11 protein-coding genes are annotated in these 14,414 nt (G+C 70.3%); 9 read left to right on the top strand and 2 right to left on the bottom strand.

Going from position 1 to position 14,414, the window contains the following annotated elements; all coding sequences use genetic code 11:
* The first annotated feature begins 357 nt into the window (after nt 1-357).
* Nucleotides 358-2,157: a DUF4407 domain-containing protein gene (locus ACFOW8_RS03475; protein WP_378545300.1), complete on the top strand. Its 1,800-nt coding sequence runs from the start codon at nt 358-360 to the stop codon at nt 2,155-2,157.
* A 152-nt stretch (nt 2,158-2,309) separates the two neighbouring features.
* Here the strand turns inward: ACFOW8_RS03475 and ACFOW8_RS03470 are convergent, their stop codons facing one another.
* Nucleotides 2,310-3,827 (bottom strand): MFS transporter, encoded by a 1,518-nt coding sequence (locus tag ACFOW8_RS03470; protein WP_378545298.1) that lies wholly within the window; start codon nt 3,825-3,827, stop codon nt 2,310-2,312.
* 87 nt (nt 3,828-3,914) lie between these two features.
* Here ACFOW8_RS03470 and ACFOW8_RS03465 point away from each other — a divergent pair, with 87 nt between their 5' ends.
* The 6 genes from ACFOW8_RS03465 (at nt 3,915) to ACFOW8_RS03440 (ending at nt 11,089) form a co-directional block, all read left to right on the top strand.
* Entirely contained in the window at nt 3,915-4,451 is a 537-nt protein-coding gene (locus ACFOW8_RS03465; RefSeq protein WP_378545296.1) for a TetR/AcrR family transcriptional regulator, read from the top strand.
* Nucleotides 4,452-4,622: 171 nt separating this feature from the next.
* Nucleotides 4,623-6,236, top strand: coding sequence for an adenylate/guanylate cyclase domain-containing protein (locus ACFOW8_RS03460; RefSeq protein WP_378545294.1), 1,614 nt, complete (start codon nt 4,623-4,625; stop codon nt 6,234-6,236).
* A 560-nt stretch (nt 6,237-6,796) separates the two neighbouring features.
* On the top strand, nt 6,797-7,678 hold the full coding sequence (locus ACFOW8_RS03455) for a hypothetical protein (protein ID WP_378545291.1): 882 nt from the start codon (nt 6,797-6,799) through the stop codon (nt 7,676-7,678).
* Nucleotides 7,675-8,808 carry a DUF4129 domain-containing protein gene (locus ACFOW8_RS03450; RefSeq protein ID WP_378545288.1) on the top strand — a complete coding sequence of 378 codons (1,134 nt, stop codon included), beginning with the start codon at nt 7,675-7,677 and terminating at the stop codon, nt 8,806-8,808. Before ACFOW8_RS03455 ends, ACFOW8_RS03450 begins: the two co-directional genes overlap by 4 nt.
* Nucleotides 8,805-9,791 carry an AAA family ATPase gene (locus tag ACFOW8_RS03445; RefSeq protein ID WP_378545285.1) on the top strand — a complete coding sequence of 329 codons (987 nt, stop codon included), beginning with the start codon at nt 8,805-8,807 and terminating at the stop codon, nt 9,789-9,791. Before ACFOW8_RS03450 ends, ACFOW8_RS03445 begins: the two co-directional genes overlap by 4 nt.
* Nucleotides 9,792-9,793: 2 nt before the next feature.
* Complete coding sequence (locus ACFOW8_RS03440) at nt 9,794-11,089, top strand: DUF58 domain-containing protein (RefSeq protein WP_378545282.1); 1,296 nt, start codon at nt 9,794-9,796, stop codon at nt 11,087-11,089.
* Between the two features lie 77 nt (nt 11,090-11,166).
* Here ACFOW8_RS03440 and ACFOW8_RS03435 read toward each other — a convergent pair whose 3' ends face one another.
* Nucleotides 11,167-11,913, bottom strand: a complete 747-nt coding sequence (locus tag ACFOW8_RS03435; RefSeq protein WP_378545279.1) for an RDD family protein — start codon at nt 11,911-11,913, stop codon at nt 11,167-11,169.
* An 18-nt stretch (nt 11,914-11,931) separates the two neighbouring features.
* On the opposite strand from ACFOW8_RS03435, the gene ACFOW8_RS03430 reads away from it, so the two are divergent.
* The gene (locus tag ACFOW8_RS03430) at nt 11,932-12,966 is read left to right on the top strand and encodes a stage II sporulation protein M (protein WP_378545276.1); all 1,035 of its coding nucleotides are present in this window, start codon (nt 11,932-11,934) and stop codon (nt 12,964-12,966) included.
* A gap of 797 nt (nt 12,967-13,763) precedes the next feature.
* Nucleotides 13,764-14,402 (top strand): methyltransferase domain-containing protein, encoded by a 639-nt coding sequence (locus ACFOW8_RS03425; protein ID WP_378545273.1) that lies wholly within the window; start codon nt 13,764-13,766, stop codon nt 14,400-14,402.
* Nucleotides 14,403-14,414: the final 12 nt, after the last annotated feature.

The raw sequence follows: 14,414 nt of genomic DNA, 5'->3' as shown, positions 1-14,414 counted from the left end.
CGGGTGAGATATTTCCGACAGCGGCCCCGACGTGCCTTGGTAGCGAGCCGACCGTTCGGTCTGCGCCCTGGATGTGCGTAACAGCACACCGCTGGCTAATCCACCAGCAGTGTCGTTCGCCACAAAATGGCACCCACGTACCAGTAGGTACGGATCGCCGGGGACGACACGCCGAGGTGAGGCGGTAATCGGGACCGGCCGCTCACCGCGCGCCGATGTGGGGTGCGCACTACTGTGAAGCTGACCACAAGGGAAGCCGTGCCGCTCGGTGTGTCGGGTGGGGGCCTGTCACGCTGACACAACGAATCCATGTCGGTTTCGCCATGACCAGTGGAGCGCAAGACCCGGGGAGAACAGATGACGGGCACACTCACCTGGCTCGGTGGAGGTCTCGCCTCGCCGTGGCGCCGGGACACCGATCCAGCCTTCGACCACGAACACAGCGGTTACGCCGTCACCGGTGCCGCCGTGCTGCTGTTCGCCGTGGTCGCCGGGATCGGCACCGGTGCCGCGCTCGCGGCGGCCGGGGCCGGAGTATTCGGCGTGGTCGTGCTCGCGCTGCTCGCTGCGGTCGCCGCGGGCGCGCTCGGGCGGGCGCTGGCCACGACCAGGCCCGGTGCGGCCGATCGGCGCGGCAGCGTGGTCAGGATCGGGGTCGGCGTGCTGGCCGGGGTACTCGTCGCCGAGCTGGCCTCGACGGTATTGCTCGGCGGGACCGTCGATCGGGAACTGGACGTCCGGGCACAGGCGAGCGCCGAGAACGCGCCCGCCGTCGTCGCCGCGCGCACCGAATACGACAGCGCGGTCGCCGAGCGGGCCGCACTCGACGCGACGATCGACAAGGCCCAGGCCGATATCGACAGCGCGCTGGTGATCGCCCGTTGCGAATACAACCCGACGCCCGAATGCCCGCAGACCAGGATCACCGGGGTGCCCGGCCGTGGCCCGGAGAGCCGGACCGCCAACGACATGCTCGACGACGCGCGCGCCCAGCTCACCGCGGCGCAGGCTCGGACAGCCCCGCTCGACCAGCAGGTGCGCGCCGAACACACCGAACTCGCCGCAGCACGCGCGACCGCGTTCGCCGATGGCGACCGTGGTCTCGGCGCCCGCTGGCTGGCGCTGAACGGCTACACCACCGACCATGCCGGGGCGGCCGCGCTGCGCCTGCTCGTCCTCCTCGCCTGCGTGCTGCTCGCCCTGCTGCCGCTGCTGCTGCGCTGGTGGCGCGGCGAGACCTCGCTCGACCGCAAGGTCGACGCCGCCGAGATCGCCGACCGGGCCCAGCGCGAGGCCGACGCCGCGATCGCGGTGAAGCAGGCAGAGGTGCGCGCCGAGGCCGCCGCGCTGCGCGCCGAACACGAACTCAGCTCGACCCGCTTGGCGATCGAGGCGGACTCCGTCATCGATCGCGAGCGTCAGCGCACCAGGATCATCGCCGCGATCGGCGGTTTCGAGCTCGGGATCACCGAGCCGCATCGAAAGGACGACGCCGTGGCCATCGAGCCGAACGTCACACCACAGCTGCCCGCCGGATACCTGCCCAACGCCCTGCCCGCCGGGGCGCCGCAGGGCGCGGCGCTCGTCCCCGCACAGCAGGCCCCCACCGCGCCGGCACCCGCGCCGACCGGCGGCGGCCTCGAACTGCCGATCATCGGCACCGTCCCGTTCACCGACACCGCCGCCCGCTGGATCCGTCCGCTGGTGCCCTCGTTCGTGGCCAATGCGATCGACTCGGCCACCCATCCGCTGCGCACCGCGCGGCAGGCCTTCGAGGAGGTCGAGGAGGTCACCTTCACGCTGCGCCGCACGCGGAAGGTGACCGTGGAGGGCCAGGATTCCGCGGCACCGCAGCAGCTGGTGCCCGCGGGCTACCAGCTGCCGGGCGGTCAGCCGGTGCCGGGTTACCTGCCCGCGGGTCAACCCCAGCAGGCCCAGTACAGCCCCTACGCCCAGCAGATCGCCTCGACCGTCGTCGATGCGCCGCAGACCAGGTATCACCCGGACCCGCGCCAGTACCAGGCCGCGCCCGGCTACACCGCGTTGCCCGAGGGGTCGGCCAACGACCTGCCCGCGGCGAACCACGGTGAGCTTCGCGCAGGCACCGGCAATGAGCTCACCGGCGGAAATCCGCGTGAGTTGCCGCCCGGCCGCTGATACAGCGCAGCGCGAGCGGGTACCGCTGACAAGCTGAGCGCACACCAGCCGCTCGAGTGGTTTCGTTCTCGACCGGCGGACCGAAGAGTGTGCGGGTAGCGCGGTGCCGGTTCACTCGGCCGAGCCACGGAAGCCGACCGTCCCGCCGCGTGTCAGCTCGCGGTCGACTTGGTCCGCAGGGCCGCGAACGCGGCCGCCAGCAGAACCGCGACGATGCCGAGCACCGTCAGGTGGATGCCGCTGACGAACGCCTCGTACACCGAGGTGAGGAACTCGTCGGCGACGGTGGCGGGCAGGTCGGCCGCCGCGGCGACCGCGCCGCTCAGCGAGCCCGACGCCGACGCGGCCAGGTCGTCCGGCAGCAGCGACAGGTCGAGGCCGCGGCGGAACACCGCCATCACCGTGCTGCCGAGCAGGGCGACGCCGAGGGCCAGGCCGGTCTCGTAGGCCGTCTCCGAGATGGCGGCGGCCGCACCGGCTCGTTCCTGCGGCGCGGAGCCGACGACCAGGTCGGCCGACACCGTCATCGCCACGCCCGCGCCTGCGCCGATCCCGACGAAGCCGAGCACGAACGCCTCGACACCGCTGGTCGCGCCGAGTGCCAGGAACGCCGCGGCGCCGACGGCGGTCACCAGCAGCGCACCGGCCAGCACCGCGCCGGGCCGCATGACCCGGACCAGCCAGGCCGCGGCGAGCGACCCGAGCACGCTGGCCACCAGTCCGGGCAGCATCACGACACCGGCTTCGAGCGGCGAGCGGCCGAGCACCAGCTGCAGATACTGCGAGCCGAAGAACAGCACACCCGCCAGTGCGAACACCGCGAGCAGGTTGGTGAACACCGCGACCCGGAACCGGGGCAGCGCGAACAGCCGCAGGTCGAGCATCGGATCGTCGAGGCTCCGCTGCCTGCGCACGAACAGCACGCCGGAGACCACACCGAGCACGCCGACCAGCAGCACGCCCGCGGTCGGACCGTGCGCCGCGATCTCCTTCACCGCGTAGACCGCCGGTACCAGCGCGAGCATCGACAGCAGCGCGCTGACCAGGTCGAACCGGCCCGGATTCGGGTCGCGCGATTCCGGGATGAGCACCGGAGCCAGCAGCACGAGTACCAGCATGACCGGCAGGTTCACCAGGAACACCGAGCCCCACCAGAAGTGCTCGAGCAGCCAGCCGCCGACGAGCGGACCCGCCGCGGCGCCACCGCCCGCCATCGCGCTCCACACGCCGATGGCGAGGGTGCGCTGACGCGCGTCCTGGAACATCGAGCGGATCAGCCCGAGCGTGGCGGGCATCAGCGTGGCACCGGCGACGCCCTGCAGCACGCGCGCCGCGATCAGCATCTCGGCCGACATCGACCAGGCCGCGAGGGCGGAGGCGAGGCCGAAGCCGACGGCGCCGATCAGCAGCAGCCTGCGGCGGCCGATCCGGTCGCCGAGGTTGCCCATCACCACCAGCAGGCCGGCGAGCACGAACGAGTAGACGTCGATGATCCACAGCAGCTGCGGCGTGCTCGGCGCGAGGTCGGCGCTGATGGCGGGCACGGCGAGGTCGAGCACGGTCGCGTCGACCGCGAGCAGCAGCAGGGCGAGGGCCAGTACGGCGAGGCCGGCCCAGTCGCGTGCGGTGGCACGCGGGGCGAGCCCGGTGGTGACGTGGGTGGTGTTCATCGGCTTTCTCGACTTCCGTCGGCTTCGTAGGTAAACCGTCCAGACGGTACAGTAGCAGATATACCGTCCAGACGGTACAGTCGAGTGGTGGCATCCGATACCCGCGACCGCATCCTCGACGCCCTCGAAACCGTGCTGCTCGAACGCGGCGTCGCCCAGGTGACACTGGAGAACGTCGCCGCAGCGGCACAGGTCTCCAAGGGCGGTCTGCTCTACCACTTCAAGAGCAAGGACGCGCTGCTCGCCGGACTGGTCCGCCGCCTCGGCGAGCGAGCGACGACCCAGCGCGACGAAGCGGTCGCGGCAGGCACCTCGGTCGCCGCCTGGTATCTGCAGACCCCTGACATCACCGCGCACGACGATGCGATGGAACTCGCGCTGTACCGTTCGCTGCTGGCCACCATGCGCAGCGTCGACGCCGCGTCACCCGACGAGATCCAGCGGACCCTCGACGAGGCCCTCGCCTCCTGGTCGGACAATCTCGACGCCGAGATCGACGATCCGGTCCGGGCCGACATGATCCGCCTCGTCGGTGACGGCGTGTACCTGCGCGCCCTGCTCGGCCTGCCGCCGATCGATCCGGCGCGCTACCGGAAGGTGGTCGCGCGGCTACTCGCCGACTGACCACACTCAGTGGACACTCGTACTCTGAATTCCACGCTGGATACCACGCTCGTTCAGCACTCTGGACCCGGTCACAAAATTACCGACTACCTGGTTGGATAGCAAAACACACGGTCTGTGACCTGGGCGATAGTGCGGCAATTTCGCCCTGATCCGGTTTACAGTGCGAGAGTGAATCTCCGTCACGGATCGCCGGGCGCGGCGCCCTGGGGCTCGCCACTGCTCGGACCGGTCGACGAGAAGTCGACGATCCGGCGCGTCCGGGTGCAGCTACTGCTCACCGTGCCGCTGCTGATCGCCAACCTTATCGGCATCGCGATGACCGCGGTGCTCGGCGGCTTCGTACTACCCGGCCCGACCGTGTTCACCAGAGACCTGCTGCTGCTCAATGCCGTCTTCACGCCGCTGTGCGCGATCGCCGCGCTGGCCGTCGGCACCGTGTGGGGCACGGTCGCCGGTCTGCGCACCATGCGCTGGGCCACCGATCCCGACCACGTGCCCGACGCGGCCGAACAGCGTGTCACCGTGTCGGCGCCGCGCTGGATGGTGCTGCAACAAGCGGCGCTGTGGACGCTGGCGCTCGTCATGATCACCATCGCCTACGGGGTGGCGAATCCGGCGCTGATCCCGAAGGTCATGCTCGCCATCGGCGCCGCGGCGATCGTGGTGTGCGCCAACAGCTATCTGATCGTGGAGTTCGCGCTGCGCCCGGTGACGGCGCGGGTACTGCGGGCAGACCCGCAGCGCAGGCGCGGTATCGGCGTGTTCGGTCGCACCATGCTCTCGTGGCTGGTCGGCGTCGGCGTCCCGGTGGCGCTGGCGATGACGGTGGCGGTGTGGGCGCTGGCCGATCCGTCCGTGAGCAAGGCCAGGCTGGCGGTGTGCATGCTCAGCCTCGGTGGCGTCGCGCTGCTGTTCGGGATGCTGCTGATGGCCCAGGTCGTCGCCGCGACGGTGGCGCCGATCAAGGGGGTGCGCGTGGCGCTGCGCAGAGTGGAGAAGGGCGATCTCACGGCCGAGATCCCGCTCTACGACGGCACCGAACTCGGCGAACTGCAGAGCGGTTTCAACACGATGGTGCACGGCCTGCGCGAACGCGCCATGATCGAGGACCTGTTCGGCAAGCACGTCGGCCACGATGTGGCGATGGCGGCCATCGCCTCCCAGCCGGTGCTCGGCGGCACCGAGACCGAGGCCGCGGCGCTGTTCATCGACATCATCGGATCGACCACCATGGCCGCCACCCTGCCCGCGCCCGAGATCGTCGGCATCCTCAACCGGTTCTTCGACATCGTCGTCGACGAGGTGGAACAGCACGGCGGGCTGCTCAACAAGTTCGAGGGCGACGCCGCGCTCGCGGTGTTCGGCACCCCGGCGCCGCTGACCGATGCCGCGGGCGCCGCCCTGTCCTGCGGGCGGGCGATCCAGCGCAGGCTGCGCGAGGCCGCCGACCTCGACGCGGGCATCGGCGTGGCGGCGGGCCGGGTGGTCGCGGGCAATGTGGGCACCCACAATCGCTACGAGTTCACCGTCATCGGCGACGCGGTCAACGAGGCCGCCCGCCTGTGCGAACTGTCGAAGTCCTACGACGAACGCCTGCTCACCTCCGCCACCACCCTGCACGCCGCCGCACCCGCCGAGTCGGCGCACTGGACCCTCGGCACCACCGTCACCCTCCGCGGCCGCCTCGCCCCGACCCAGTTGGCCCTCCCCCAGCTGTCCGAACAGTCGACAGCCCCGAACACCGCCACCGAACCACACCCGGCGTCCAACCCCCGATCCTGACTGGCGGCAGACACCGGCGCGGTGTCACTCGCCGCCGACGCAACGGCCCCACAAGGCGCCCCCAGCCCGCCGAACCTGCGTGCGCACCCCGGCGTCCGGAAGGCTCGCCGGTCCCGCGGCCGTCGTATCCGTCCCGTGCAGGCTTCGACCCGAGCGAACTAGCGCTCCGCCAACGCCCCCGGTGTCTTAACCCCACCCGGCCCCACGACCCCGAGCAGGCCAGCACTCCAATCACCACCGCACCCGACACCCACCCAGCCCCGCACGACCCGACCCCGAGGAGGGTCCGCGCCAGCGCTCCAACAACACCGCGCCAACAAATGCCGCAGCCTCACCACCCAACCCAACCCCGCACGACCCGACCCCGAGGAGGGTCCGCCGCGCAGCGGCGGTCGCGGCCCGTCCCGTCGATCAGGCGCCGTTGCGCAAGCGACGAAGGAGCAAGCAACGGTGCCTGATCGACGGGACCCAAGGGGGCCGCGACTCGAGCGCGCCCGCGCTCCAACAAACACAGCCTCGAGCGCGCCAGCGCTCCAACAAACACAGCTAGACTCTGCCGGGTGCGTCCCGCCGTTGATACGGTCGGCGCCGTCGGGGCGGGTATCGATCCGGCACGCGCGTCCGCGCCGCAGCCAACTCCGCCGACGGTTCCCGTCCGGCCCCTGCGTTACCGCGAGCTGCTCGACGAGCCGTTCGCCCTGATCCAGGCCCATACCCGAACGTTGGCAGTGCTTGGCGGCGGTGCTTTCGTGCTCGCGGTGCTCGGGGTACTCGGGGTGACCGGGCTGGTCTCGCATCTCACCGACGGGTCGGATACCGGGACTGCGTGGGCGGTGGTGCTGGCGACCGCGGTCTTCGGGTGGCTGCTGCGACTGGTTCTGCGTGGGACGACGGTGGCCATCGCGCTGGCCGATGTCGGTGGGGTGCGATTCGGTGCGGTGGCGGCGGCACGGGCCGCGGCGCGCCGGGCTGGGCCGCTCGTCATAGCGCAGCTGATGTTCACTGTCACCGGAGTCGGGGTGCTGGTGGTCGGCAGTCTGCTGATCATCACCTATCCGCTGGCGCTGCTGTGGCTGTCGTCCGTGCGGGCCCGGCGGTTCGTCGTCGAACCGGTGGTCCTCGGGGAACGGGCGGGGTTCGGCGTCGCTGTCGCCAGGTCGAAGGAACTGGTGCGTGGCGCCGACTGGACCGTGGCGGGGCTGTGGCTCACCCAGCGGCTGATCTTCGCGGTGCTCGCGGTGCCGGTTTTCGGCATCCCGTTCTTCCTGTCGGACTTCTCCGGCACGCATCGCTGGGCGTTCCTCACCCTGGTGGTGGGGGGACTGCTGCTGACGGTGACCGTGGCCGAGATCGTCGAGGCGACGAGCCGGGTGCTCTGCTATGTCGATCGGCGCTGCGTGCGCGAGGGGATGGATATCCGAATCCCAGGCGGGTCACGATGAGCGACAACCAGTTTCCGGGCAACGAGCCGCCGGGCAGCCCGCCACCGCCGCCCGCCATCGCTGGGCAGGCCGGCACCGAGGCGCAGGTACCGGCTGCTACGCCGGCTCCTCTCGGTGCAGCACAGCTGACGCCACCGCCGCCCAACCTCGGTGCGGCAGCGGAGCATCGGATGGCCGCCGAGAACGCGGCGGCGCGCCGGGATTACACGAGTGCGCTGCGCGAACGGTTCCGCGCGGTGCTGCGCGCGCTCGAGCAGGGCGGCACCCTCCCGGTCCGGCGTTCACGCACCGCGCAGGAAACCGCCGACGACGCCACCACCGCGTTGCCGCTGGAAGAGTCCACCGAATTACACCCGGCGGCACGCAGTTTCGACGAGGTCGTGTACGGCGGCCGAACCGCCACCGAGGACGAGTACCGCAGGCTCGAATACCTCGACCGCTACTCGCGGTCGGCCCCGCCGCCGGTCGCCGAGCCGGTGGAAATCGAGATCGCCGAGCAGGGGCCGACGCGGCGCAGGCGGCTACCTCCGCTGCCAGGGCTGCTGCGCAATCCTCGTTTCTGGGCCGCGCTGGCCGCGATACTCGCGATCGGGGTGCTGCTCTACGCCTCGTTGCAGTCCTGCGGAGCCCCGATCGCGCCCGATCCGCCACCACCGCCACCACCGGATCTCCCCGATCGGCCCGACGGCTTCGATCCCGACTTCGGCTCCGGCAAGGATTCGATCTTCACCCGCTTGCCCGGCTGGCTGGCGTTCGGCGGCCTGCAGTTCCTGATCGCCTTCGTTGTGCTGATGTGGTGGCGTGGCCGCAGGCGCGGCGCGCTGGTCGGCGAACCGCGCCCGGTCGAGGTGGCCGCCAACGAACTGCTCGCCGGCCAGGCGGGCCTGTACCGCCGTTCCGGCGACTACGCCCATGTCGCGTCGACGCTGCGCGCCGCGACATTGCGCCGGATCCGTCCCCGCCTCGGCCAGGGCGAGCTCACCGACGACCAGCTCGTCACGCGGGCCGCGACCCGCCTCGGCGTATCACCCCAGCAGGTCGGCACCGTCCTGTTCGGTGCCGTGCTGGACGAGAACACGCTGTATTACGTTGCCGCACAACTCGAATGGATCGAGACGGAGCTCGGATGACCGACAACACAGTCCTGCAGAAGACGCCGAGCGCGGCGGAGGCGGGTGCGGCGCTCGCCGCGCTGCGCACCGAGATCGGCAAGGCGGTGGTCGGCAACGACCAGGCCGTACTGTATCTGGTGCTCGCCCTGCTGTGCCGTGGCCACGTGTTGCTGGAAGGCGTTCCCGGCGTGGCGAAGACGCTGCTGGTGCGCGCGCTGGCCACCTCGCTCGCGCTGGAGCACACCAGGGTGCAGTTCACCCCTGACCTGATGCCGGGCGATGTCACCGGTTCGCAGATCTACGATCCGCATTCGGCGGAGTTCACCTTCCGGCAGGGCCCGGTGTTCACCAATCTGCTGCTGGCCGACGAGATCAACCGGACCCCACCGAAAACTCAGTCCTCGCTGCTGGAATCGATGGAGGAGCGGCAGGTCTCGGTGGACGGTCGGCCCCGGCCGCTGCCCGACCCGTTCGTGGTTGTCGCCACCCAGAACCCGATCGAGCAGGAGGGGACCTACCCGCTGCCAGAGGCCCAGCTCGACCGGTTCCTGTTCAAGGTCGACATCCGGCTGCCCGACCGCGACGACGAGTTCCGCATCCTGCAGCGGCACGCGAGCGGATTCGACCCGCGCGATCTGGGCGCGGCGGGACTGCGACCGGTGGCAGGGCCGGAACACATCGCCGCGGCCCGCGCCGCGATCGCGCAGGTGACCGTGAGTCCCGAGGTCCTGGCCTACATCGTCGACCTGTGCCGGGCCACTCGCAGTTCGCCTGCCGTCGCGCACGGCGCTTCCACTCGTGGCGCTACGGCGCTGCTCGCGGCCGCGCGGGCGTTCGCCTGGTTGAACGGGCGTGGATTCGTCACCCCCGACGACGTGAAAACCGTTGCGGTGCCGGTGCTGCGGCACCGGCTGCGCTTGCGCCCGGAAGCCGAGCTGGACGGCGTGAGCAGCGAGGGTGTGCTCTCGTCGCTGCTGATCTCGGTGCCGGTTCCGGTGTAGCGGTGGTTGTCACAGGCCGGTTCGCGCTGCTCGCCACGGTGGCGGCGGCGCTGGTGATGTTCGTCGTGCCGTCGGCTATCGGGGTGCTCGGCGCGACCGCGCTGCTGTGCGCGCTCGCGACATTCGACGTGGCCCGCACCGCGCGTGCCGATGCGCTGGCCCTGACCCGCGATCCGCTGACGGTCGTGCGGCTCGGCCGCGGCACCGAGGTCGAACTGGTGGTGACCAACACCGGTACCGCCACCGCGCGCGGCACGCTGTGGGATTCCTGGCCGGGCAGTGCGCGCGCCGACGGCCGCGCGCATCAATTCGCCCTCGCGCCACACACCCGGATGCGGCTGCGCACCAGCCTCGTTCCCACCTCGCGCGGTGATCGGGTCGCCGGTCCGGTGACGTTGCGGCTGCTCGGACCGCTGGGGCTGGCCGGCCGGCAGTCCCGCGTCGTGGTGCCTGCCAGGGTGCGCGCGCTGCCCGCGTTCCGCAGTGAACGGCTGTTGCGGTCCAAGGTGAAGCGGCTGCATCAGCTCGAGGGCCGCAATGTGGCCAACACCCGTGGGCAGGGCACCGAATTCGATTCGTTCCGGGAGTACGTGGCTGGCGACGACGTGCGCAGCATCGATTGGCGGGCCACCGCAAGGGCCGCCGATGTGCTGGTACGCACCTGGCGGCCCGAACGCAACCGGCATGTGCTGATGGTGCTCGACACCGGGCGGGCCAGCGCGGGCCGGGTCGGCGACGGCACGCGCCTGGATTCCTCGATCGAGGCGGCGCTACTGCTCGGCGGGCTGGCCGCGGCGGCGGGCGACACGGTGGATCTGCTCGCCTACGACCGGCAGGTGCGGGCCGAGGTGAGCGGGGTGAGCGGCAATCAGCTGCCGCTGCGGCTCATGCACACCATGGCCGGGGTGACTGCGCGCCTCGTCGATACCGATACCACCGGACTCGTCCGCACGGTGCTCGCGCGGGTCCGCAGGCGCGCGCTGATCGTCTGGTTCACCGCGCTCGACGGCCCAACGGTTACCGAGCAGGTGCTCCCCGCACTGCCGACCCTCACCCGCAGGCATCGGGTGCTCATCGTGTCGGTCACCGATCCCGAGATCGCCGCGGCCGCGCGGGACCGCTCCACCGCCGATGCCGTCTATGCCGCCGCGGCGGCCGAGACGGTGCTGGCCGAGCGAGCGCTGGTGCGGGAATCCCTGCGCAGGCGCGGGGTGGCGGTGGTCGCCGCCGCGCCGGATCGACTGGCCGAGGCGCTGGCCGACGAGTACCTGGAGCTCAAACAGTCCGGCTCGCTCTGAGGCACAGTCGATCCACTGATCGGCCAACAGGTTGTCCACAGGGCGATTCATCCACAGGACGGGCACCTGTGCACAGGTCACCCGCGGGCGAGCTGCTGTCGCCTGGCCAGTACCGCGCCGAGTACGTGGTACGGCGGATAACCCTGCGGTGCCGGACTGCGCAGGGCGGTACACACCGCGTCGACCAGCTGGGTGCCGAGGTGGTGCTGCGCCGCCGGGGTCAGGGTGCGCAATCTGGTCAGATACTGCCGGACGGCGGCGGCGAGCTCGTCGGACACGCCGCTGAGATCGAGCTGGGCGGCCCAGCCCGCCAGCCACGGCGGCGCCGCGGCGAGCGTCGCCATCGGCAGGTTCTGCCTGGTGTGCACAACCACCGTCCCGGCGAGAACGTCACCGACCCTTCTGGCATCGCGCGAACACAGCGAGCTGATCACCGCGACGGCACCGAAACCGCCGAGCATCCAGAAGTCCACGATCGCGCCGGCCAGACCACGGGTGAGCGCGTGCCGGAAATCGATCGGGCCCGCGTCGGCGCGCACCACGCGCAGCCCGAAGGCCAGCTTCCCGACCGAACGACCGCGCGAGAACGTCTCGCTGCACACCGGATACGCCACCAGTACGGTCACCATCGTGACCACGGCGGTGACACTCCACCACGCATCGTCGGCGTCGGCGGCCATCAGCAGGATCGTCGCGCCGTAGATCAGGGTGGCCGCGAGCCCGAGCTGGATGAGCAGGTCGAGCAGGAAGGCCCCGGCTCTGCTGGGGATACGCGCGATCGGCAGCTCTAGCGCCACCGCTTCGCCGGTGGTGAATTCGGCCATGTGGCTAGCATTCCCGATATGGACACCGATGCCTACAGCTGGGCGCATCTACGGTCGTGGCATCGGCTGGATGAGCTGGTTCGTCAACGCAAGCTCACCGGCGCCGAGGCCGACGAGCTGGTCCGGCTGTATCGCGCCGCGTCCCAGCAGCTGGCGAAGGTGCAGGGCCACCACCCCGATCCGGAGCTGGTGGCCACCCTGAGCGCGCTGCTCGCCAGGGCGCGCGGCCGGGTACTCGCCGCGCGGTCACAGCCGTGGCGCGAGGTCGGCCGGTTCTTCACCAGGCACTTTCCGGCCGCGGTGTATCGCGCGTGGCCGTGGTGGGTCGGGGTGGCCGCGGCGTTCCTCGCGGTCTCCGCCGTGCTCGCGGTCCTGGTCGACACCTCGGCGTCGGCCCGTGCCGCCCTCGGCATACCTGATGGCGATCTCTCCACCATCACCGGACCCGGCGGCTCGTTCGAGACGTACTACTCCGAGCATCCCAACGACGCCTTCGCCGCCAAGGTGTGGACGAACAACTCGTGGGTGGCCGCGATCGCGCTGTTCACCGGTGTCCTGATCCTGCCCGCTGTGTATGCCCTGTTCATGAACGCGCTGAATCTGGGGATAACCGGTGGATTGATGGCCGACGCGGGGCGGCTTGACTCGTTCTTCGGCTTCATCCTCCCGCACGGAACGCTGGAGCTCACCGCGCTGTTCGTCGCGGGCGGGGTCGGCCTGAAACTGGGCTGGACGCTGGTCGATCCCGGTCCGCGCAGCCGGGCGTCCGCTGTGGCACGGCAGGGCAGGGTGACCGCGACTGTCGCGCTCGGGCTGGTGGCGGTGCTGCTGGCATGCGGCCTGATCGAGGGCTTCGTCACGCCGAGCGCGCTGCCTGCGCCGGTGCGGATCGCCATCGGGTTCGCGGCCGAGGCCGCCTTCCTCACCTACGTGTTCCGGTTGGGTCGCCGGGTCGCCGCCGAGCAGGATGCCGCCGCGGCCCTGCCGACTGCGATGCCCGACCCCGGCGTTCGCTGGCTCGATTCCCCGGCAAAACCGCTCGACCGCGTCTGAGCTCACAGATGCACGTGCATTTGTGAAGCAGGCAACTCCGAGCACACCGAGCCGGGACAGCGCCGGACAACCGGTAGCTACGCGAGGTTACGAGAAGGTGTAGAACTCCCCCATTTGAGTTCCGCTGGCCGCAGCGAGTCGGGCTCGAGCTGCGGCCAGCGTTGCCGTTAACTGTACACAATCGTTATGCCCATGCAACCCCCAACGCGCAGGTCGGGCGTACCGTTTGCGAACCCGCGAAGCTCGCTCACTGCACCGGTTCCCGGCGCCACAGCTAACTTCCGGCGGCATCGGCGACCGGCGTTCCGTCACACCGAGAATTCACCTTCGGCAAACCTTCGAAAACGAGCCACTCGTCCTCTCGATGGCACGCGCGCGAATGTTCCACCCGGTTGCCCGGAATCCACCAGCGCCGCTCGCATAGCCGATAACCTGCTACTTCGGCAATGGGATTTAGGTTTGCCGGACCCGAGCGGAGCTAAAAAAGACCTCAAGTATGTTTACAGGGCTGCAAACAAGATAGACACCTAGCTATCAGGCCAGATCACCTGTTTCGATACCGTTAATTGGTCAAGCGACCTGTTGCTTGACGGGCGCCGAACGGGACGAAACCGGCACGCAAACGCGTCCGATTCCAGCCATCAGGCAGGGGTGTGATCTTCGCCTCACCAGCGCCGATCAGCCGGTCTTGCGCCGCAGAGGGCATGGCGCGAATTCGCGCAGGCCGCCCCGACGATCCCGGATTACGAACCGCGGATTTCATTCCGGTGTCATCCCACACCCCTACGATGACGACCATGCCCGGGGTCAAGGATCGCCTGCTCACCACCATCGCCGCTCAGCTCGGCAATCCGCACGGCACGCTCGGCAAGGGCGTGGCCTTCGTACTCAACCGGGGAAATCGGCGGGCCATCGCCGCCGCGGTCGACGCGACCGGCGCGTCGACCGGCGCGGCGGTCGCCGATATCGGGTTCGGCGGCGGCGTCGGACTGCGACTGCTGCTCGACCGGGTCGGGCCCGGCGGTGTCGTGCACGGCATCGAACCGTCGCCGGACATGCTGGCGCGGGCGCGCTCTGCGTTTTCCGGTGAGGTCGCGGCGGAACGGCTCGTCCTGGCCGAGGGGTCACTGACCGCGCTGCCTGCCGAGGCCGCGAGCCTGGACGCGGTCATCACGGTCAACACCATCTACTTCCTCGACGATCTGCCCGCCGCCTGTGCCGAGCTCACCCGTGTGCTGCGGCCTGCCGGAACCGCAGTGGTCGGTATCGGCGACCCGGACGCGATGGCCAAGATGCCCTTCACTCCTTATGGATTCACCTTGCGTCCGGTCGCCGACGTGGTCGCGGCGCTGACGGCCGCCGGGCTGACCGTCGAGCAGCGGACGCTACCGAATCCACCTGTTCCGTTTCATCTGCTGATCGCCCGTATGCCCTGATCGCGACCCGAC

Source organism: Nocardia rhizosphaerae (genome assembly GCF_042650365.1).
Taxonomy (GTDB): domain Bacteria; phylum Actinomycetota; class Actinomycetes; order Mycobacteriales; family Mycobacteriaceae; genus Nocardia; species Nocardia rhizosphaerae.
This window is presented reverse-complemented; position numbering and strand designations above follow the sequence as displayed.

What these genes read in the sequence shown, in the direction of transcription:
- ACFOW8_RS03475 (WP_378545300.1), top strand. Translation starts at nt 358, where the DNA reads ATGACGGGCACACTCACCTGGCTCGGTGGAGGTCTCGCCTCGCCGTGG.
- ACFOW8_RS03470 (WP_378545298.1), bottom strand. Translation starts at nt 3,827, where the DNA reads ATGAACACCACCCACGTCACCACCGGGCTCGCCCCGCGTGCCACCGCA.
- ACFOW8_RS03450 (WP_378545288.1), top strand. Translation starts at nt 7,675, where the DNA reads ATGAGCGACAACCAGTTTCCGGGCAACGAGCCGCCGGGCAGCCCGCCA.
- ACFOW8_RS03445 (WP_378545285.1), top strand. Translation starts at nt 8,805, where the DNA reads ATGACCGACAACACAGTCCTGCAGAAGACGCCGAGCGCGGCGGAGGCG.
- ACFOW8_RS03435 (WP_378545279.1), bottom strand. Translation starts at nt 11,913, where the DNA reads ATGGCCGAATTCACCACCGGCGAAGCGGTGGCGCTAGAGCTGCCGATC.
- ACFOW8_RS03430 (WP_378545276.1), top strand. Translation starts at nt 11,932, where the DNA reads ATGGACACCGATGCCTACAGCTGGGCGCATCTACGGTCGTGGCATCGG.
- ACFOW8_RS03425 (WP_378545273.1), top strand. Translation starts at nt 13,764, where the DNA reads ATGCCCGGGGTCAAGGATCGCCTGCTCACCACCATCGCCGCTCAGCTC.